This is a genomic window from Kribbella sp. NPDC055110 (genome assembly GCF_053607525.1).
On the sequence record NZ_JBSGTS010000008.1, the window covers coordinates 226,397 to 244,830 of the forward strand.

20 protein-coding genes are annotated in these 18,434 nt (G+C 68.1%); 10 read left to right on the forward strand and 10 right to left on the reverse strand.

From position 1 onward, the window contains the following. Window positions 1-91: 91 nt before the first annotated feature. The 5 genes from ACWF0M_RS15540 to ACWF0M_RS15560 all read left to right on the forward strand — a co-directional run bounded on the left by ACWF0M_RS15540 (window position 92) and on the right by ACWF0M_RS15560 (window position 3,923). Window positions 92-853 (forward strand): anti-sigma factor family protein, encoded by a 762-nt coding sequence (locus ACWF0M_RS15540; RefSeq protein WP_452236326.1) that lies wholly within the window; start codon window positions 92-94, stop codon window positions 851-853. A gap of 119 nt (window positions 854-972) precedes the next feature. Continuing rightward, a complete protein-coding gene (trxB, locus tag ACWF0M_RS15545; protein WP_452236327.1) occupies window positions 973-1,956 on the forward strand; it encodes a thioredoxin-disulfide reductase in 984 nt (327 codons plus the stop codon). Window positions 1,957-2,004: 48 nt separating this feature from the next. Further along, the gene (trxA, locus tag ACWF0M_RS15550; RefSeq protein WP_452236418.1) at window positions 2,005-2,322 is read left to right on the forward strand and encodes a thioredoxin; all 318 of its coding nucleotides are present in this window, start codon (window positions 2,005-2,007) and stop codon (window positions 2,320-2,322) included. A gap of 49 nt (window positions 2,323-2,371) precedes the next feature. After that, entirely contained in the window at window positions 2,372-3,496 is a 1,125-nt protein-coding gene (locus ACWF0M_RS15555) for an N-acetylmuramoyl-L-alanine amidase (protein WP_452236328.1), read from the forward strand. 76 nt (window positions 3,497-3,572) lie between these two features. Further along, window positions 3,573-3,923, forward strand: coding sequence for a VOC family protein (locus ACWF0M_RS15560; RefSeq protein ID WP_452236329.1), 351 nt, complete (start codon window positions 3,573-3,575; stop codon window positions 3,921-3,923). Here the strand turns inward: ACWF0M_RS15560 and ACWF0M_RS15565 are convergent, their stop codons facing one another. Next, window positions 3,924-6,050 carry an MMPL family transporter gene (locus tag ACWF0M_RS15565; RefSeq protein WP_452236330.1) on the reverse strand — a complete coding sequence of 709 codons (2,127 nt, stop codon included), beginning with the start codon at window positions 6,048-6,050 and terminating at the stop codon, window positions 3,924-3,926. 73 nt (window positions 6,051-6,123) lie between these two features. Here ACWF0M_RS15565 and ACWF0M_RS15570 point away from each other — a divergent pair, with 73 nt between their 5' ends. Then, window positions 6,124-6,450: a PadR family transcriptional regulator gene (locus tag ACWF0M_RS15570; protein ID WP_452236331.1), complete on the forward strand. Its 327-nt coding sequence runs from the start codon at window positions 6,124-6,126 to the stop codon at window positions 6,448-6,450. Here ACWF0M_RS15570 and ACWF0M_RS15575 read toward each other — a convergent pair. The 4 genes from ACWF0M_RS15575 to ACWF0M_RS15590 are packed head-to-tail and all read right to left on the reverse strand — an operon-like array spanning window position 6,430 to window position 8,394. Beyond that, entirely contained in the window at window positions 6,430-7,068 is a 639-nt protein-coding gene (locus tag ACWF0M_RS15575; protein WP_452236332.1) for a permease prefix domain 1-containing protein, read from the reverse strand. The two genes, ACWF0M_RS15570 and ACWF0M_RS15575, sit on opposite strands and share 21 nt — an antisense overlap. 29 nt (window positions 7,069-7,097) lie before the next feature. Continuing rightward, window positions 7,098-7,484, reverse strand: a complete 387-nt coding sequence (locus ACWF0M_RS15580; RefSeq protein WP_452236333.1) for a DUF2784 domain-containing protein — start codon at window positions 7,482-7,484, stop codon at window positions 7,098-7,100. A gap of 4 nt (window positions 7,485-7,488) precedes the next feature. Next, a complete protein-coding gene (locus ACWF0M_RS15585) occupies window positions 7,489-8,142 on the reverse strand; it encodes a GNAT family N-acetyltransferase (protein ID WP_452236334.1) in 654 nt (217 codons plus the stop codon). 51 nt (window positions 8,143-8,193) lie between these two features. Further along, window positions 8,194-8,394, reverse strand: coding sequence for a hypothetical protein (locus ACWF0M_RS15590; RefSeq protein ID WP_452236335.1), 201 nt, complete (start codon window positions 8,392-8,394; stop codon window positions 8,194-8,196). A 193-nt stretch (window positions 8,395-8,587) separates the two neighbouring features. Between ACWF0M_RS15590 and ACWF0M_RS15595 the strand changes: the two genes are divergently transcribed. The 4 genes from ACWF0M_RS15595 (at window position 8,588) to ACWF0M_RS15610 (ending at window position 12,482) form a co-directional block, all read left to right on the forward strand. Further along, window positions 8,588-9,898 (forward strand): aminotransferase-like domain-containing protein, encoded by a 1,311-nt coding sequence (locus ACWF0M_RS15595; protein ID WP_452236336.1) that lies wholly within the window; start codon window positions 8,588-8,590, stop codon window positions 9,896-9,898. Window positions 9,899-10,031: 133 nt separating this feature from the next. Further along, complete coding sequence (locus tag ACWF0M_RS15600; protein WP_452236337.1) at window positions 10,032-10,979, forward strand: D-alanine--D-alanine ligase family protein; 948 nt, start codon at window positions 10,032-10,034, stop codon at window positions 10,977-10,979. 16 nt (window positions 10,980-10,995) lie between these two features. Further along, window positions 10,996-12,132, forward strand: a complete 1,137-nt coding sequence (locus tag ACWF0M_RS15605; protein WP_452236338.1) for an SURF1 family protein — start codon at window positions 10,996-10,998, stop codon at window positions 12,130-12,132. Then, window positions 12,129-12,482, forward strand: coding sequence for a DUF3817 domain-containing protein (locus tag ACWF0M_RS15610; RefSeq protein WP_452236339.1), 354 nt, complete (start codon window positions 12,129-12,131; stop codon window positions 12,480-12,482). The genes ACWF0M_RS15605 and ACWF0M_RS15610 overlap by 4 nt, the downstream gene beginning before the upstream one ends. Window positions 12,483-13,563: 1,081 nt before the next feature. Here the strand turns inward: ACWF0M_RS15610 and ACWF0M_RS15615 are convergent. The 5 genes from ACWF0M_RS15615 to ACWF0M_RS15635 all read right to left on the reverse strand — a co-directional run bounded on the left by ACWF0M_RS15615 (window position 13,564) and on the right by ACWF0M_RS15635 (window position 18,361). Then, complete coding sequence (locus ACWF0M_RS15615; RefSeq protein WP_452236340.1) at window positions 13,564-14,331, reverse strand: RibD family protein; 768 nt, start codon at window positions 14,329-14,331, stop codon at window positions 13,564-13,566. Window positions 14,332-14,543: 212 nt separating this feature from the next. After that, window positions 14,544-15,503, reverse strand: coding sequence for a ParB/RepB/Spo0J family partition protein (locus ACWF0M_RS15620; RefSeq protein WP_452236341.1), 960 nt, complete (start codon window positions 15,501-15,503; stop codon window positions 14,544-14,546). Between the two features lie 120 nt (window positions 15,504-15,623). Beyond that, window positions 15,624-16,559, reverse strand: coding sequence for a ParA family protein (locus tag ACWF0M_RS15625; protein WP_452236342.1), 936 nt, complete (start codon window positions 16,557-16,559; stop codon window positions 15,624-15,626). Between the two features lie 500 nt (window positions 16,560-17,059). Continuing rightward, on the reverse strand, window positions 17,060-17,728 hold the full coding sequence (gene rsmG, locus ACWF0M_RS15630; protein WP_452236343.1) for a 16S rRNA (guanine(527)-N(7))-methyltransferase RsmG: 669 nt from the start codon (window positions 17,726-17,728) through the stop codon (window positions 17,060-17,062). Window positions 17,729-17,839: 111 nt separating this feature from the next. Further along, window positions 17,840-18,361, reverse strand: coding sequence for a Jag family protein (locus ACWF0M_RS15635; RefSeq protein ID WP_452236344.1), 522 nt, complete (start codon window positions 18,359-18,361; stop codon window positions 17,840-17,842). Between the last annotated feature and the right edge of the window lie 73 nt (window positions 18,362-18,434).

Below are 18,434 nucleotides of genomic sequence, written 5' to 3' on the forward strand. Positions count from 1 at the left end.
CTGGCGACCGGACGACTGACGCCTTCGACCGGAGTTTTTCTATGACCATGTGGCCATGGCCGCTGACCTCCTGTGAGGAGGCGAGCCCCCGATGACCGATCCCGGTCTGCCGACCAGCGAGCACCTCGAGCATCTGGACACGGACACGATCGCCGACCTGATCGAGAACCTGCTGCCTGCCCCCGAGGCGCACCGCGCTCGTGAGCATGTGAAGGCATGCCCGGAGTGCCAGCAGACGTACGACGCCCTTCTGCAGCTGACCACCGACCTGGCCGAGGAAGGCCGCAGCGACATCCCGATGCCGGCCGACGTCGCCGAGCACCTGGACGCGGTGATCGTGTCCGAGTCGGTGCTGCGCGCGTCCACGGTCGGCGTGCACTCGCTGGCGCAGATCCGCGACGAGCCGCGCCGGCACCTGCCGAAGCTGCTCGGCGCCGCCGCCGGTGTGGTGCTGATCGCGGCGCTCGGCGTCGGCGTGGTGTTCGCGACCAAGAACCAGGCGAACGACGGCGCCGCTTCCGCCGACCCGAACAGCCCGCCGGCCGACGCGGTCGCGGTCAACACCAAGGACATCGGCCCGTCGACGAAGCGGTGGCTGGACAACACCCCGAACTCGATCCTGCACGGCTCGAGCGACGAGCAGTCGTGCGCGCGGTCGTTCGCGGCCGGGCGCTCGAATTCGAACGTCCGGCTGGTGCAGCCCGCCAAGATCGACGGCAAGCGGGCCACGATCATCGGGCTGCAGGGTGCGCAACCGCATCAGGTCCAGGTCTTCGCGGTCACCGGATGTAGCGTCCCGGGCGGCGTACCCAGCCAGTTCTTCGAGACCACGGTGACGCTGCGCAACCGCTGAGTCGCCACGTCGTACGGCGATGCGGTACGGCGGCCCCGTGATGGGTACCGTGGGAATGGTCGGCCTCTAGGATCCGTTGAGTACGACGTCACTGTCTCGACGACACGAGGAACGCCTGAATGAGCGACTCCACCACAGTCCGCAACGTCATCATCGTCGGCTCCGGCCCGGCCGGTTACACGGCTGCTGTGTACGCCGCACGCGCGGCACTGGAGCCGTTGGTGTTCGAGGGCTCCGTCACCGCCGGTGGCGCGCTGATGAACACCACCGAGGTGGAGAACTTCCCCGGCTTCTCGCAGGGCATCATGGGCCCGGCGTTGATGGACGAGATGCGCACCCAGGCCGAGCGCTTCGGCGCCGAGCTGGTGGCCGACGACGTGACCAAGGTCGACCTGACCGGCGACATCAAGGTCGTCACAGACTCGGCCGGCACCGAGCACCGCGCCAAGGCCGTCATCCTCGCGATGGGTTCGGGCTACCGCAAGCTCGGCCTGTCCGACGAGGACCGGATGTCCGGGCACGGAGTGTCTTGGTGTGCAACCTGTGACGGCTTCTTCTTCCGCGATCACGAGATCGCGGTCGTCGGCGGTGGCGACTCCGCCGTCGAGGAGGCCACCTTCCTGACCAAGTTCGCGAAGAAGGTGCACCTGGTGCACCGCCGCGGCGAGCTGCGCGCCTCGAAGATTATGGCCGACCGGGCGTACGCCAACGACAAGATCGAGTTCCAGTGGAACTCCGCGGTCGACAAGATCCACGGTGACGACAAGCTCACCCACCTGACCCTGAAGGACACCGTCACGGGCGAGACCCGGGAGCTGCCGGCCACCGGCCTGTTCATCGCGATCGGCCACGACCCGCGCTCCGAGCTGGTCAAGGGCCAGGTCGACCTGGACGACGAGGGCTACGTGCTGGTCAAGCCGGACAGCACCGAGACCAACCTGCGCGGCGTGTTCGCGGCCGGCGACCTGGTGGACCACACCTACCGGCAGGCGATCACCGCCGCCGGCACCGGCTGTGCGGCCGCGCTGGACGCCGAGCGCTACCTGGCCGCCCTGGAGGACGCCGAGCACGCGGCGGCCGCCACCGAGCCTGTCTCCGTCTGAACCTGAATCTCACACATCACTGAAGGAGTTACGCCCGTGGGCGAGAAGATGAACGCTGTCACCGACGCCGAGTTCGACCAGACGGTGCTGCAGAGCGACAAGCCGGTCCTGGTCGACTTCTGGGCCGAGTGGTGTGGCCCGTGCCGTCAGGTGTCCCCGATCCTGGAGGAGCTGGCACAGGACCACAGCGACAAGCTCACGTTCCTGAAGATGAACGTGGACGAGAACCCGGTTACCCCGAGCAACTACAGGGTTACCGGTATCCCTACCATCAACGTCTACGTGAACGGTGAGCTCGCCAAGTCCATCGTCGGCGCCAAGCCGAAGGCCGCGCTGCTGAAGGAGCTCGCAGCCTTCACCGAATAGGCACAGAACCGCCTGAAGTTCCGCCACACCGGCAAGGAGTCAGATCTTCATGGAATCCCCGCACGGCGTGTACCGCATCGGCGACAGCGGTGAGGCGGTCGCCGAGATCGTCGGAAAACTGCAAAGACTCGGGCTGCTGACCGGCGGCCACGACGTCTACGACGAAGCGACCGCGCACGCCGTCCGGGGATTCCAGCAGCAACGCGGGCTGATGATCGACGGGGTCGTCGGTCCGCAGACGTACCGGGCGATCGACGACGCACGCTGGCGGCTGGGCGACCGGCTGCTGACGTACGTCCCGGCGCACCCGATGAGCGGCGACGACGTACTGAGCCTGCAGGCGAAACTGCAGGAGCTCGGGTTCGCGGTCGCCCGGATCGACGGGATCTTCGCCGCGGACACCCAGCGTGCGGTGACCGAGTTCCAGCGCAACATGGGCCTGCCTGCCGACGGCACCTGTGGCCCGTCGACCTTCAAGGCGCTGCAGCGGATCCGGCCGATGGCGACCGGCGGCCGCCCCGATGCGTTGCGCGCGCGGGAAGCAGTACGTGCGGCCGGGCCGCGGCTGTCCGGCAAGACCGTGGTGATCGACCCGGGCCACGGCGGTTTCGACTACGGCTGGGAAGGCTACGGCCTGCGCGAGTCCGACATCGCGTACGACCTGGCCGCCCGGATCGAGGGTCGCTTGGGCGCCACCGGCGTACGGGCGTATTTGTCGCGGGGCCGTGATCAGGGGCCGGACGAGTTGGCGCGGGCCGCGTTCGCGAACGAGACGGACGCGAACCTGTGCGTCTCGCTGCACACCGACGGGTCGATGAACCCGGCGGCGCAGGGCGTCGCGACGTACTTCTACGGCAACGACCTGCACGGTGCCTCGTCGAGCGTCGGCGAGCAGTTCGCCGGCCTGGTGCAGCGCGAGATCGTCGCCCGCACCGACTTGCTGAACTGCCACACCCACGCCAAGACCTGGGACCTGCTGCGCCGGACCAAGATGCCCGCGGTGCGTCTCGAGATCGGGTACGTCACGAACCCGCACGACTCCGCCCGCCTCGCCGACCCGGCCTTCCGCGACGTGATCGCCGAGGCGATCGTGGTCGCGATCCAGCGCGTCTACCTTCCGCCGGAGCAGGACGCCGCCACCGGCATGCTCCGCTTCGGCCAACTGACGGTCTAGTCGGTCGATTTCGGGATGGGTCGTTCGTCATCTGAATGAGCTCGGTGTGGGCACCGGGCCTGTTCAGGGAGGGTTCATGGCACATCCAGTCGTCCATGCCGAGATCAGATCGGCGGACCCGGACAAGACCCGGGAGTTCTTCGCGGAGTTGTTCGGGTGGAAGGTCGCGTCCGAGGGCGCGTTTCCTGGGTACACGTTCATCGACACCGGAGCCGAGGGCGGACCGTACGTCGCGATCAGCCCGCGGCAGAGCGCTGAGGACGAGGTGCTGTTCTTCGTCGCCGTCGAGGACGTCGCGGCCACTCTCACGCGCGCCGAGGCACTCGGCGGACGCATCGTCCAGCCGGCCCAGCAGGTGCCGGGCACCAGCTTCGGTGTGTTCGCCGACGCGCAGGGCCACAAGATCGGCGTGGCCGCGACCGAGTGATCACTCTTTTTCCAGCGCGATCCGCGGGAGGAGTCGCTCGAGACTGCTCGGTAGCCACCAGGCGTGGTTGCCGAGCAGCCGCAGTACGGCGGGAACGATGATGCAGCGGATCAGGAGCGCGTCGAGCAGGACTGCGGTCGCCAGGCCGAGGCCGAACTGCTTGAGCATCCGGTCCGGGCTGAGCAGGAACGCACCGAACACGACGATCATGATCGCGGCCGCCGCCGTGATGACGCTGCCCGTCGTCGCCAGCCCTTCGCGCACCGCGACCCGCGCATCTCCGGTACGCCGCCACTCCTCGTGGATCCGGGACACCAGGAAGACCTCGTAGTCCATCGACAACCCGAACACGATCGCGAAGATCATCACCGGAACGAACGCCTCGATCGGCCCGGCCTGCGCACCGAACCAGCCCTGCTGGAACACCAGGGTGATCACGCCGAGCGAGGCGCCGATGCTGAGCAGATTGAGTACGGCGGCCTTCAACGGGATCAGCACCGACCGGAACACCGCCATCAGCAGCAACGCCGACAAGCCGACCACGACCAGCACGAAGATCGGCAGCCGCTTGCTCACCGCCGCCGCGAAGTCGTCCGCTGCCGCCGTCGCCCCACCGACCAGGTACGTCGCTCTCGTCTGTGACTCCAGCCGCGGCAAGGTGTCGTCGCGCAACCGCTGCACGAGGTCGCTCGTCGCCGCGTCCTGCGGAGCCGACTTCGGGAACGCCAACACAGTGGCGATCTTGCCGTCCGGTGTCACCTGTGGCGGCGTCACGGCAGCGATCCCAGGATCGGCCGCCAACGTCTGCCCGAGCGCCTGCGCCGCAGCCTGATCCCCCTCCGACACCACGACCAGCGGACCGTTGAACCCGGGCCCGAACCCGTCCGCCAGCAGGTCGTACGCTTTCCGGCTCGTCTTCGCCGGATCGTCTGTCCCCGCGTCCGCGAACCCGAGCCGCATCCCGAACGCCGGCAGCGACAACGCCACCAGTGCGAGCACCCCGAGCACCAGCGGCACCCACGGACCACGCTGCACAATGCCGGCCAGCTTCCGCCAGCCGTCGCCAGGGGTACGCCGCTGCTTCGCGGCATGCTTGCGCACGCTCCGCTCGATCCGCTTGCCGAACAGCGTCAGCAACGACGGCAGCAACGTCACCGCCGCGAGCATCGTCATCAGCACGGTCAACGTGACACCGAGCGCGACGCCTTGCAGCGAGCCAAGTCCCAACGCCAGCAGACCGAGCAACGCGATGACGACGGTGCAACCGGCGAACAGCACGGACCGGCCCGCGGTGTCCAAGGCAACGACCTTCGCGTCGGCCTCGCCGTTCAGCAACTCGTGGCGATAGCGCGAGAAGATCAGCAACGCGTAATCGATGCCGACACCGAGCCCGACCAGCATCATCACCGGCGTCGTGTACTCCGGCACCTTGAACAGGTGCGAGGCGAGCATCAGCAACGCGACCGTGCTGCCGACCGCGAACACTGCGGTCAGCAGCGGAAGTGTTGCCGCAAGCAACGACCCGAAGAGGAACACCAGGATCACCAACGCAGCCAGGATTCCCGCGCCTTCGGCCGCGCCACCTGAACTGTCGGCAGCGTTCCGCGCCAGATCCCCACCGGCCTCGACCTGGAATCCGGGCCGCGCGAAGTCCTGCGCCCGATGGATGATCGTCCGTACGTCGTCCACCGGCATGTCCGCCACCGAGACATCCAGCCCGACCGTCGCGTACGCCGTACGTCGATCTGTCGACATGGCACCCGGACCGGCGTACGGGTCGGCGACCGAGGCGACGTGCGGGAGCCCACGAACCACCGCCAGCATCGACGCGACCCGCGACTTCTCCGCGTCGAGACCGCCGTCGGCCTGGAAGACGAGTTGGACCGTTGCCGTGTCGCCCTTGGGCTGGTGTGCCGTGAAGATGTCCGTCACCCGCTGGGAGTCGGTGCCCGGCAACGACGTGTCGTTCTTGTAGTTGGCGCCGACCACTGTCGCCGCAGCGATGACCGCGGCCAGCGCGAGCACCCAGAGCAGGAGCGCGAGGCCGGCGTGCCGCATCGCCCACCCCGAGACCCGGTGCAGCACACCGGGCCGAGCGGCTTGTCGGAGCTGGGTGTTCACGGCCATGGCGGGTCCTTGATAAGTAGAGTGGCTACATGTTGCCTCTCGACAGTAACAGACATATGAGTAGACTGGCTACATGAAGGCGGATGCGCTGCGGGGACACCTCGACCCGATGATCCTGGCGGTCGTCGAGCACGAACCACTGCACGGTTACGCGGTCATGGAGGCGCTGCTGGAGCGCAGCGGCGGCGAGCTCGACCTGCCGACGGGCACGCTCTATCCGGCGCTCCGGCGACTCGAGCGGGCCGGGTACCTGTCCAGCGAGTGGAGCACGGTCGGCGGACGGAAACGCCGTACCTATCAGCTGACCAGCGCCGGCGCGAAGATGCTTGCCTCAGGCAAGCAGGAGTGGGTGACGTTCCGCGCTGTGGTGGAAGGCGTGTTACGCCCGGGCGAGGCGTAGGCCGCGGGCAGCCTGCTGGCCGACCAGCACGAGCGGCAGCACCACGAACCCACCGACGACGGTGAGGTCGAGCAGACCGTTGGAATGCGGGCTGGTCAACGCCATCGCGATGCCGATCCCGGCGATCGTCACGGCGCTCACGAGCGCGAAGAGCGTGGTCACGCGGGTCACGTGCGCCCGTACGAACGGGTACCGCAGACCGATACCGGCCGCGAGGACCGCCAGCACAGCGCCGGCGATAGCTACCGTGCCGACATTCCGGACCAGCGCCTGCAGGACGTCGTTCAGCGGATTCGGATCGTCCGGTCCGCTGTTCCAGCTCCAGACGCCCTCGCGCCACACGATCGGCTGGATCATCAACGCCGCGAACAGCAACACCGCCGTACGCCGGCTCTGGCTGACGGCGAGGTCCGCGCGGTAGCCCGGCGCGACCTCCTCGAGCGTCCCGAACTCGGCCACCGCGTGCTTCTCCGCGTCGTACCTGTCCAGCCCGTCCGCCTCGAAGGCCTCGGTGGCGTCGGTCAGGTGGTCGCGGGCCTCGGCCAGCAGATCCGCCTTGCGGCGCCGAGGCCCCCAGAGCTCCTTGCGCAACGCAGCCAGGTACTCGTCGATGGGCACCCCTCCAGTATGGGGACGACGCCGCCGTTTCACGTCCGGGGTCCCACTGACTCACCCCTGAGCTTGGTACGACGGCGTACGACGAAGAACCCGGCGTACCCGATCACTACCAGGACGAACCCGACCTTCTCCGCGATCGGAGTCGCGCCGTCGGGCCACAGCCTGCCGTTGAGGTAATGCTGGATATAGCCGCCCGTGTACACGCTCTCGCCGCCCTCCCGGCGGAAGAACTTCTCGGTCGCCGTCACCGGGCAGCCGAAGTCGACCAGCACGATCACGAGGTTCCACACCACGATGCCGAGGTGCACCCAGATCAGCTTCGGCCAGCGCCACGCCAGGAACGCGCCGATCGCGAAGAACAGCAGCAAGGCGCCGTGCACGACCATCACCACATCGGCCAGCGCCCGCCAGACCATGGGGCTACTCCGGGCCGGATCTGAGGGCGTCGCGAACCGTTACCGGGCCGGACGGGGCCGGCTCCGGTCGGATGGCACCCATCAAGCGCTCGACGGCGGCCTCCATCTCGCTGCGCCAGGTGATCGCCGAACGCAGGTCCAGCCGCAGCCGCGGATTGCGCGGGTGCTCACGCACCACCCCGAAGCCCACCGCACGCAGGAACTCGGTCGGCCAGACACAACCCGGCCCGTCCCACCGCGAGTCGCCGAACGCCTCCACCGCCCGGAAGCCACGCTTCAGCACGTCCTTGGCGACCGCCTGGACCAGGATCTTCCCGAGCCCGAGGCCCAGGTACCGCGGCAGGATCCGGCCGGTCGCGAGCACGACGGCGTCCGGGCTGACGGGTGCGGTCGGAAACGCCTGGATCCGGGGCAGGTACGACGACGGCGCGTACACCGCGAACCCGGCCGGCTCCTCGTCGACGTACAGCACGATCCCGGCGGTCCCCCAGTCCAGCAGCAACTGGGACAGCCAGGCTTCCTTCTCCAGCCCGGTGTCACCGTTGCGGTTGGCCTGACGCGCGGCCACCGGGTCGAGCTCCCAGAACACACAGTCACGGCAGGGCACCGGCAGCTCGCCGAGATTGGCGAGCGTGAGCGGTTCCAGCCGTCGGGCCATCAGCGCATCCGATCGGCCGTACAGGCTGTTAGGTTCGTCACGGTCCGTAGATCATCGCGCGGCTGGTTGGGCCGCCGGTTCGGGGACGTCGGACGGGGTCCGCGCGTCCGGGGTCCGCGTCGCCTCGGGAGCGACGTACCGCTGCTGCACCTGCCGTGCGGGTTGCCGCCGGAACAGCTCACCCGCGAATCCGGCCAGCACGCCCAGCACCAAGCCGCCGAGCGTCCAGCCGGCTGTCCTGCCCACGCTCATCCTGATCCGCCTTCCCAGTCCACCTCTCAGGCCTCACCACCCCGGCCGGCTGTCTCAACAGCCAGATTCCGGCATGGTCGAACCTGCCCCTATAAGGCATGGTAGTGAGAGGTCACGCCGATCCCCAGTCCCGACTGGGGTCTGTCGACGTAACCTGGTGACTTCCCCCTCGATCACCGTTGGAGTGGCCCCCGTGAGTGCTGACGTGCCCGATGTCCGGCAGACCCGACTCGACAACTACGTCGACGCGTACGCAGCCCGGACCAAGGGCATGACCGCATCGGAGATCAGAGCCCTGTTCTCGGTCGCCAGCCGGCCCGAGGTGGTGTCGCTCGCGGGCGGCATGCCGAACATCGGCGGTCTGCCGCTCGACGTGGTCGGCGGCGCGGTCCGCGACCTGGTGATCGAGAACGGCGCCACCGCGATGCAGTACGGCTCCGGCCAGGGCGACCCGACGCTGCGGGACCAGATCTGCGACATCATGCGGCTGGAGGGCATCGAGGCCCATCCGGACGACGTCGTGGTCACGGTCGGCAGCCAGCAGGCCGTCGACCTGGTGACACGGGTGTTCTGCGATCCCGGCGACGTGGTGATCTGCGAGGCACCGTCGTACGTCGGCGCGCTCGGCGTCTTCCGTGCGTACCAGTGCGAGGTCGTGCACGTCGAGATGGACGACAACGGCGTCGTACCGGAGGCGCTGGAGCAGGCGATCGCCGCGGTGCGCGCGGCCGGCAAGCGGATCAAGTTCTTCTACACGATCCCGAACTTCCACAACCCGGCCGGGGTTTCGCTGTCCGACGAGCGGCGGGCGCGGGTGCTGGAGATCTGCCAGCGCGCCAATCTGCTGGTGCTGGAGGACAACCCGTACGGGTTGCTCGGCTTCGAGGGTGAACCGCAGCGCGCTCTGCGTGCGGACGATCGCGAAGGGGTCATCTACCTCGGCTCGTTCTCGAAGACGTTCGCCCCCGGGTTCCGGGTCGGCTGGGCGGTCGCGCCGCACGCCGTCCGGGAGAAACTCGTGCTGGCACAGGAGTCCGCGACCCTGTGCCCGCCGACGTTCAGTCAGCTCGCGATCTCGTCGTACCTGGTCCGGCACGACTGGATGGGGCAGGTGAAGCAGTTCCGCGAGATGTACCGCGAGCGCCGGGACGCGATGCTCGCGGCGTTGACGGAAAAGATGCCAGCGGCAACCACCTGGACGCGGCCGCGGGGCGGTTTCTACGTCTGGCTGACGTTGCCGGAAGGGCTGGACGCGAAGGCGATGCTGCCGCGAGCGGTCACGGCGCGGGTCGCGTACGTGCCCGGAACGGCCTTCTTCGCCGACGGTTTCGGCTCCCAGTGCATGCGGCTGTCGTACTGTCATCCGACGCCGGAGCGGATCACCGAAGGGGTCGGCCGGCTCGCCGCGGTGATCCACGAGGAGCTCGAACTCCGGCAGACGTTCGGTCCGCTGCGGCCAGGCACGGGCCACGGGTACGACGCTCCGGGGCCTGAGCTTTCGTAGCTCTGGTTCGCAAAGGTTGCGCAAGGGACCTACGGGCGGGCGGGGGTCCAGGAATCGGTAGGGGTACCGTTCGAGTGGGCCTCGGGACCGGCGACCGTGCCGGAGTCGCCCACGAGTGATCGGGATATTTGTGATGAGTGATCTGGGTCGAGTGCTGGTACTGGCAGGTGGACTGTCGCACGAGCGGGACGTCTCGCTGCGGTCCGGCCGCCGAGTGGCGGACGCACTGCGCAGTGTCGGCGTCGAGGTCGAGCAGCGCGACGTCGACGCATCCCTGGTCGATCGTCTGCGCCAGGATCCCCCGGACGCGGTCTTCCCCGTCCTGCACGGCGTCACCGGCGAGGACGGCGCACTCCGCCAGGTCCTCGATCTGTACGGCGTTCCGTACGTCGGAGCGGATGCGGCCGCGTGCCGTACGGCGTTCGACAAGCCCGTGGCCGCGACGGTCGTCGGCTCCGCGGGACTGCACACGCCCGCATCGGTTGTGCTGGGGCACGACACGTTCCGCGAGTTGGGTGCCGCTGCGCTGATGGAGGCAGTCATCAAGCAGATCGGACTGCCGCTGGTCGTGAAGCCGGCGCGTGGCGGCTCGGCGCTGGGTGCGTCGATCGTGCGGTCCGCCGATGAGCTCCCTTCGGCGATGGTGAACTGCTACGCGTACGGTCCGGTCGCGCTGATCGAGCAGTACATCGACGGGACCGAGGTGGCCGTAACGGTCGTCGACGTCGGCGACGGGCCGCGGGCATTGCCTGCCGTGGAGATCCGGCCGGACTCGGGGTTCTACGACTACGAGGCGCGCTACACGGCCGGGGCGACGCAGTTCGTCGTACCTGCTCGGTTGGAGCCTGAAGCCGCCGGTGCGTGCGCCGCAGCCGCTGTGCAGGCACACCAGGCGCTGGGTCTGCGCGACCTGTCCAGGACGGACCTAGTGGTGGACGCGGCCGGTGTGCCGTGGTTCCTCGAGGTGAACGTGGCACCGGGCATGACCGAGACGTCCCTCGTCCCCCTGGCCGCCGAGGCCGCCGGCATCGAGCTAGGCGTCCTCTGCCGCGACCTCCTCGCCACCGCCGCAGCCCGCTGACCCCCGGAACCGCCAGATGCCCGACCCGGCGCCCGCCACCCCCGACGTCTCAGCTGACACCCGGCCGTTGTGGCGGACGGTTCTGACTCCACAGTGGTCCGGTCTCTTCGTGCTCGCCGTGGTGATCGCATCAGTCATGACCGTCATGGGCGTCTGGCAACTGAACGTCTACCGTTCGAAAACGGCCAACGCCACCGCCCAGCGCGCCGCTGCAGCACCGGTCGTACTGCAGTCGTTGTTCTCCATCGACGAGGGCCTGCCATCAAAGGCCGTCGGTCGACGAGTGACCGTCGACGGCACCTGGGGCCCAGCCGCCGACCAGGTCCTGATCGCCGATCGCCTGCAGAACGGCCGAGCCGGACTGTGGGTCGTATCGCCCCTCAAGCTGTCCGCCACCGATGCGGTGATGATCGTCCGAGGCTGGGTCGCGTCGCCCTCTGACCCGGCCGTCAAGGCACCCACCGGCCCGGTCCGATTGAGCGGGTCCGTAGTCGCCTCCGAGGCCGAGGACTCCTCAGACGACGCCGCCAAGGGCCGAGTGCTGTCATCGCTACGGATCCCGACAATCGTGCACCTGGTGAACTACCGGGTGTACGACGCCTTCGTCGTACAGTCCGCCGTTGACTCAGGCGCCGTACCGTCCCCCGCCCCAGCAGTAGTCGCACCCCCTCCACCCCCAACGGACCACGCCGGCCTCCGAAACGTCGCCTACGCCGTCCAATGGTGGATCTTCGCAGCCTTCACCCTCTGGATGTGGACCCGAATGGTCCTAGACGCCCACCGCGACCCCGCCCACCCCCAGACCGCCACCGCCACGACGACCAACTCCGCCCCAGACGGATCCGGCCCGGGCACCCCTGCAACAACTGACTCCGCCACGAGCAACTCCGGGACCGGTCACTCGGCGACGGACAACTCCACCACAGGCAAGTCCGGGACGGGCGGCTCCGGGACGGATCTCTCGGGGATGGGTGAGTCCACCACAGGCAAGTCCGAGACGGGCGACTCCGGAACGGATGACTCGGGGGTGGATGAGTCCACCACAGGCGCGTCCCGCACAGGCAACTCAGCGAGTGAGCCTGGAGCGAGTGAGCCCGGGACGGGTGACCGTGTCGGGGAGTCCGTGGAGCCAAGCGGTACGGTTTCAGCGTGACTTCCTCTGCCGACCCCGCCACCTCCGCCGGCGCGCAGCCGCTCACCCCGGCCGTCCGCGGCGCGCTGACCCGCTACCGCGTGATCGCGTACGTCGTCGGCGTAATGCTGCTCGTGCTGCTCTTCGTCGCGATGCCCCTGAAGTACCTGGGCGACAACCCCAGCGCCATGAACGTCGTCGGCCCCCTCCACGGCTTCCTGTACGTCGTGTACCTGCTCGGCACCTTCGACCTCTTCCGCCGAGTCCGCTGGTCCCTCCCTCGCCTGCTCCTGATGGCGATAGCCGGCACCATCCCCTTCCTCTCGTTCTACGCCGAACGCAAAACCACCCACGAACTCCTCGGCCGCTAACTCGGCCACGGCGCCCTCGCGCCGCCCCACGTACGCCGGGTCGAACAACCCGCAGCGAACTGAGACCTATGCCGGACTCCCCCGACTGGCCGGCCACGCGAGGTTCGTCGGACCGTCGAGTCGTGGATCGAGGTCACCGTCACGAACCGAAACCCACGACTCGGCCACCCGACGCGCCGGTCCGCTCCCGCCACTGTCAGGCCTTGTCACCGATTAGGGCCTGGGCCAGCGCAGCACATGAACTAGGCGCGCGATCGGGTACCTGGGGCCTGGGCCAGCGCAGGACGTGAACCAGGTGTGCGAACGGCAACCTGGGCCCCGCGCGGAGCGCGAGCCCAGGGTGGGCGCAGGAAGCGGACGCGCAGAACAAGATGCGGACGCCACCGGTCGGGACTGGAGACAGGAAGCGGCTACTGGGGACCTGTTATTCCATGCTCCCAGTAGCCGTTTCCTGTCTCCACCCCTCCACCAAGGCCGCGCCAGAACCAGTCCCGCCCCACCGGAGCCAGCCCCGCGTACTGGTTCGCGGTCGACGACTCAGCCCGCCGGAGCCAGAGCGCCAGCCGCGATCAGGAGAAGCGATCTGCTGGCGGCGACACCAGGGCACCGAAGTCGCGACCTCACGCCCGCTCTCGGCAACCCAGGACGGTCGGTAACTCGGCACAGTCGGTAACTCGGCACGGTCGGGCACACGGCACGCTCGGGCACCAAGCACTTTCGCCAGCCCAGCACTCTTGCGAGCCCAGCACCTTCGCCGGCGCACCGCTGTCGGCGGCTTCGCGCTCTCGACAATCCGTGAATCCCGGACCGTGCACCCACCTGATGCCCCCACGCAGCGGCTGCCAACCGTCCAACTCGACCGGGTTGCGCGCAATGTTTCACATGAAACATTGCCGCCTGTGCCGACATTGATTTGTCGACATGTCTCCCTGGCGATCTATCGCAGTACTTCGAATCACGAACTAGCTCTGTGAGCGCGATCCTAAGCGCCCTTCGAGAACTTACATCCGTGTGATTCTAGACGCCAACAGCCCTGAAAGCTCCCGTCAGCACCCCCCAAAAGCACGCCGCAGGCCCAAAGTCAGCTCCGCCGTACGGCGTAGTGGAGGCGAACCGCTCCACCAGCATCCGACTGCGCCGAGAGCAACTGCAGTCGCGTCGGAGCCTCACCGACCGCGAGTGGCGCCCCGTCCATGACCGATGGCGTACCAAGTCCTCCGACCAGGGCGGGTGCGAGCTTCAGGTGCACCTCATCGATCCGGTCTGCTCGCAAGAGCGCACCGTTCAGCCCGCCACCCGCGGTCGACAGGATGCAGCTGATGCCGAGCTCGGTGCCCATCGTGGCCACCGCCTGTTTCAGATCGACGCGTTCTTTGCCGACGACGAGATAGCAGATACCTTCCCGCCGGAGATACCCGAGATAGTCCGCCGGCGTGGACCGCGCCACCAGAACCAATGCGTCCCAGTTCTCATGCTTCTCGGTCCAGCGGACTCGTCCTCGACTGTCAACGACGGTGAACCACATATGCGCCGGCGATCGCTGCTCGATCACAGCCGCCGGAAGGAAATCGTCGTAGAGCTCGCCCGGGTCCCCGTCGTACCTCGGCAGCTCATCGGGGATCTCGTCCTCAGCTACCAGGCTGCCGCTGCCCTCCAGGATCGCATTGCAACCATGCTGCTGCCGCACCAACTCGAGCACATCGATCGCGGTCGCGTCCGCCGCCTCCGGCGTCATAGATCCCCACAGATCCGTATTCGGCTGCCGCATCAGAAGCGCGTTCCGAGCGAGCGCGACCTTGCCGTCGACACTCGCCTCCACGCTGACCACCACGCGCGGTCGCTGGTCCACTTGTCCTCCTCCAACTCGCCGGACGGTGGTCACCAGAACTACCAGCGCCCGCCGACAATTCGGCGGGCGCAATGGCGGGCGCAATGGCGGCCGCTCTGGCCGGCGTTCAAGTCGAGGTCCCGGTCGAGGTCCCGGCCGGCGTCGTGGTCAGCGTGGAGGCGAGTGTCGACGCAGTGGTTGGCGCAGTGGTCGGGGAGGTCGCCCAGGTGGGGTCAGGCTTCGGTGATCTTGTTGGGGTCCATCAGGGTGACGATGCGCTCTAGGTCGTCGAGTGAGGCGAACTCGACGGTGATCTTGCCCTTGGTCTTTCCGAGGTCGACCTTCACGCGGGTCTCGAACCGATCGGAGAGCCGGTCAGCCAAGTCGACCAGCCGCGGTGCGACCGGCTTGTTCCGGCGGCGTGCCGGGGTGGGGTCCTCCGCGTTCATGTCGCCCAGCGAAACGATCTCCTCGACCGTCCGCACCGAGAGGCCCTCGGCAACGATCCGCTGCGCGAGCCGCTCGATCGCGTCTCCGCTCGGAAGACCCAGCAGCGCCCGCGCGTGACCGGCCGACAGCACACCGGCCGCAACCCGCCGCTGCACAGAGGCCGGCAGTTTCAGCAGTCGGAGCGTGTTGGAGATCTGCGGCCGCGACCGGCCGATCCGCGTTGCGAGGACCTCCTGCGTGCACCCGAAGTCGTCGAGCATCTGCTGGTACGCGGCCGCCTCTTCCAGCGGGTTCAGCTGACTGCGGTGCAGGTTCTCCAGGAGCGCGTCGCGCAGCATCGCGTCGTCCGACGTCTCGCGCACGATCGCCGGGATTGTCGTGAGCCCGGCCTGCTGCGTGGCTCGCCAGCGCCGCTCGCCCATGACGAGTTCGTACATGTCGCCCTCGAGCCGGCGTACGACGATCGGCTGCAGCAGCCCGATCTCCTTCACCGAGTGGACGAGCTCCTCCATCGCGTCCTCGTCGAAGACGGTCCGCGGCTGCTTCGGGTTCGGGGTGATCTTGTCGACGTCGATCTCCGCGAACGAAGCCCCCGGTACGGCGGCCAACTCCGGCCCCGCCGGCGCAGTCGGCACCGGTGGTGCCCCGGGGATCGAGTTCGACTTGCTGCCGAGGGTCGTGGTGCCTGGCGCCGGCGAGCTGGGGATCAGCGCGCCAAGTCCGCGTCCGAGTCGGGTGTTCATCGCGCTCCCTCGAGATCGACATCCTGCTGAGCTACTGCTGGCCTACCACAACGCACACCGGACACTGTCACTCCCGTACCGGCCCCGGGTGCCGTTTCACGTGAAACGGCCTCATCCGCGTCAGGCGTTGTTCCGCATCGCGATCTCCCGGGATGCCTCCAGGTACGACAATGCACCGGCCGACGCCGGGTCGTACGCGAGCACGGTCTGCCCGTGGCTCGGGGCCTCCGAGATCCGCACCGAGCGCGGTACGGCGGTCCGCAGTACGGCGTCCTTGAAGTGGCCACGCACCTCGGCTGCGACCTCACCGGCCAGCTTGGTGCGGGCGTCGTACATGGTCAGCAGGATGGTCGACACATCGAGCCCGGGGTTCAGGTGCGACTTCACCATGTCGATGTGGCGGAGCAGCTGTGACAGTCCCTCCAGTGCGTAGTACTCGCTCTGGATCGGGACCAGCACCTCGCGAGCGGCGGTCAGTGCGTTCACGGTCAGCAGGCCGAGCGACGGCGGGCAGTCGATGAAGACGTAGTCGTACTTCTCTCCCGCGGCCTCGGTCTCGGCGAGGTAGGCCTCGAGCACGGTCTTCAGCCGACTCTCGCGCGCGACCAGACTGACGAGCTCGATCTCCGCGCCGGCCAGGTCGATGGTCGCCGGGATCACCTGGATCCCGGGGTGTTCGGCGCAGGGCTGGGTCAGTTTGCCGAGGGGCTCACCTTCGATGACGGCCTCGTACACCCCCGGCGTACCTTCGGCATGGTCAATGCCCAGGGCCGTCGACGCGTTGCCCTGGGGGTCGAGATCGATGACCAGGATCTTCGCGCCGTACAGCGCGAGGCCGGCCGCGACGTTCACCGTCGTCGTGGTCTTGCCGACGCCACCCTTCTGGTTGGCGACGACGAAGACTCGGGTCTGGTCGGGCAGCGGGAACTCGCGGCCCATCGTGCGTCCTTCATTCACCAGCAGGGTCCGTTCGGTCGCGGCGGCGATCGGAGTCTCGAGGAGTCGTCGCTGAAGCTCGTCCGACGTGGCCCGCGCGGCGATCTGTGCGGCAGTCATAGCGCCCATTCCAATAGGTGCGGGACTTGGCCCGAAGAGGATGTCTGTAGGGGTCGGGGCGGGTCTACCCCCAGCTTCGTCCACAGGCTTCTGTGGACGAATTCCCGTGTGCGGGGGCAGTTTCATGCGGTCGTCATCCACAGGCGGTGGAGACTCCGAGAGGTCCGGCTCGACGTCCACCAGTGACGCCGAATCGGACCTGGAACCATCATCCCGCATGTCCGGCGTTTCACGTGAAACGGACGCCGGGTGGCCGGCCGGAGGACCGCCGAGACCGGCCGCGGCGGCGGCCTGCAGTCCCGACGTGTCGATCGGCGGCGTGATCGGCTGCTGCTCGGCAGCCGGTGTCGAAGAGGTCTGTGCTGGGGTGGTGGGAGCGGGTTCTTGACTCACCACACGAACGGCGGCGTCCGGTTCGGTCGGCCAGCCGATGCCTTGTGACGACGTCGGCACGCCGGTGCTCTTCTCGGGCCAACCGAGGGCACGACTCACCAACCCGCTCACCTCCCGTTTCGTCCGTGCCGGGATCCCCCTGCAGCACGTCCGGCCACAATACTCACCACAGTCGTGGGGTTGGCCAGTTCATCGCCGCCGAGTTGGTGAATATGACAAAGCTCTGCGCCGAGCTTCATCAAATCGCGCTCTGAGGCGTCCAGTTCCTCCTCTGCAGACGCCCCTTTCATCGCCAGCATGAGTCCGCCCTCGACACACAGCGGCAGACACCACCTGGCCAGTTTGCCCAGCGGAGCGACCGCTCGAGAGGTCACCACGTCGTACGACGCCGGCGGCAGATCCTCGGCCCTCGCGCGTACGACGGTCGCGTTCTCGAGCTCGAGCGAGTTGACCGCTTCCTCGAGGAAGGTGGTGCGTCGCAGCAGCGGCTCGATGAGATCAACGTGGAGATCGGGACGGACGATCGCGAGCACGATGCCGGGCAGGCCCGCACCGGTGCCGACGTCGGCGACCGATGAGCCCTCCGGAATCAGCCGCTCGACGACGGCGCAGTTCAGTAGGTGCCGATCCCAGAGTCGCGGTACCTCGCGCGGCCCGATCAGTCCCCGGAGAGTGCCCTCGGTGGCCAGCAACTCGGCGTACGCCGAAAGCGGCACCGCCGCCCGTGGAAACAGCTTGTCCACGAGCGGCGGTGTTTCACGTGAAACCCCGGTCATGGGGCCTCCTGGTCTGGACTGAGGAGCGGAGCGACGAGGGAAGGCCGGGAGTTCCAGCCCCATGACCCGCCGCGACGGAGTCGCGGCATCAGTAGAGTCACAGCAGGACAGTCATGGCTGGACCACCACGCGGCGGCGGGGCTCTTCGCCTTCGGACTCGGATGTCAGGCCCGCGGCCGCGACGACGTCGTGGACGACCTTGCGCTCGAACGGCGTCATCGGGTCGAGGCGCACCGGCGTACCGGTGGCCTTCGCCTCCTCAACCGCCTTGCGGCCGACCTCTTCGAGCTCAGCCTTCCGGTTCGCCCGGTAGTTCGACACGTCGAGCATCAGCCGCGACCGCTCGCCAGTCTCCCGGTAGACGGCCAGCCGGGTCAGCTCCTGCAGGGCTTCGAGGACCTTGCCGTTCTCGCCGACGAGGTTGTTCAGTTCGGCGCCGACGATGGAGACCGCGGCGCGGTCCCCGTCGATGTCCATGTCGATGTCGCCGTCGAGATCGGCGATGTCGAGCAGTTCCTCGAGGTAGTCCGCCGCGATATCGCTCTCCGCCTCGAGCGCCTTCAGGCGGTCGTCGGCAGAGTTCGTACCGGCGGACTGCTCCGCCGTGTCGGTGTTCTGCATGCCGTCAGTCACGGCCACTCCTTCATCATGTCGGGATCCGCCTCACGGGGACCCGGGGCATTCAAGGCAAAAGGGAACTCGGGGT

Excerpts from the sequence above, each read along its gene's own strand:
- ACWF0M_RS15540 (WP_452236326.1), top strand. The coding sequence starts at position 92 with ATGACCGATCCCGGTCTGCCGACCAGCGAGCACCTCGAGCATCTGGAC.
- trxB (WP_452236327.1), top strand. The coding sequence starts at position 973 with ATGAGCGACTCCACCACAGTCCGCAACGTCATCATCGTCGGCTCCGGC.
- trxA (WP_452236418.1), top strand. The coding sequence starts at position 2,005 with ATGAACGCTGTCACCGACGCCGAGTTCGACCAGACGGTGCTGCAGAGC.
- ACWF0M_RS15555 (WP_452236328.1), top strand. The coding sequence starts at position 2,372 with ATGGAATCCCCGCACGGCGTGTACCGCATCGGCGACAGCGGTGAGGCG.
- ACWF0M_RS15560 (WP_452236329.1), top strand. The coding sequence starts at position 3,573 with ATGGCACATCCAGTCGTCCATGCCGAGATCAGATCGGCGGACCCGGAC.
- ACWF0M_RS15565 (WP_452236330.1), bottom strand. The coding sequence starts at position 6,050 with ATGGCCGTGAACACCCAGCTCCGACAAGCCGCTCGGCCCGGTGTGCTG.
- ACWF0M_RS15570 (WP_452236331.1), top strand. The coding sequence starts at position 6,124 with ATGAAGGCGGATGCGCTGCGGGGACACCTCGACCCGATGATCCTGGCG.
- ACWF0M_RS15580 (WP_452236333.1), bottom strand. The coding sequence starts at position 7,484 with ATGGTCTGGCGGGCGCTGGCCGATGTGGTGATGGTCGTGCACGGCGCC.
- ACWF0M_RS15585 (WP_452236334.1), bottom strand. The coding sequence starts at position 8,142 with ATGGCCCGACGGCTGGAACCGCTCACGCTCGCCAATCTCGGCGAGCTG.
- ACWF0M_RS15590 (WP_452236335.1), bottom strand. The coding sequence starts at position 8,394 with ATGAGCGTGGGCAGGACAGCCGGCTGGACGCTCGGCGGCTTGGTGCTG.
- ACWF0M_RS15600 (WP_452236337.1), top strand. The coding sequence starts at position 10,032 with ATGAGTGATCTGGGTCGAGTGCTGGTACTGGCAGGTGGACTGTCGCAC.
- ACWF0M_RS15605 (WP_452236338.1), top strand. The coding sequence starts at position 10,996 with ATGCCCGACCCGGCGCCCGCCACCCCCGACGTCTCAGCTGACACCCGG.
- ACWF0M_RS15620 (WP_452236341.1), bottom strand. The coding sequence starts at position 15,503 with ATGAACACCCGACTCGGACGCGGACTTGGCGCGCTGATCCCCAGCTCG.
- ACWF0M_RS15625 (WP_452236342.1), bottom strand. The coding sequence starts at position 16,559 with ATGACTGCCGCACAGATCGCCGCGCGGGCCACGTCGGACGAGCTTCAG.
- rsmG (WP_452236343.1), bottom strand. The coding sequence starts at position 17,728 with ATGACCGGGGTTTCACGTGAAACACCGCCGCTCGTGGACAAGCTGTTT.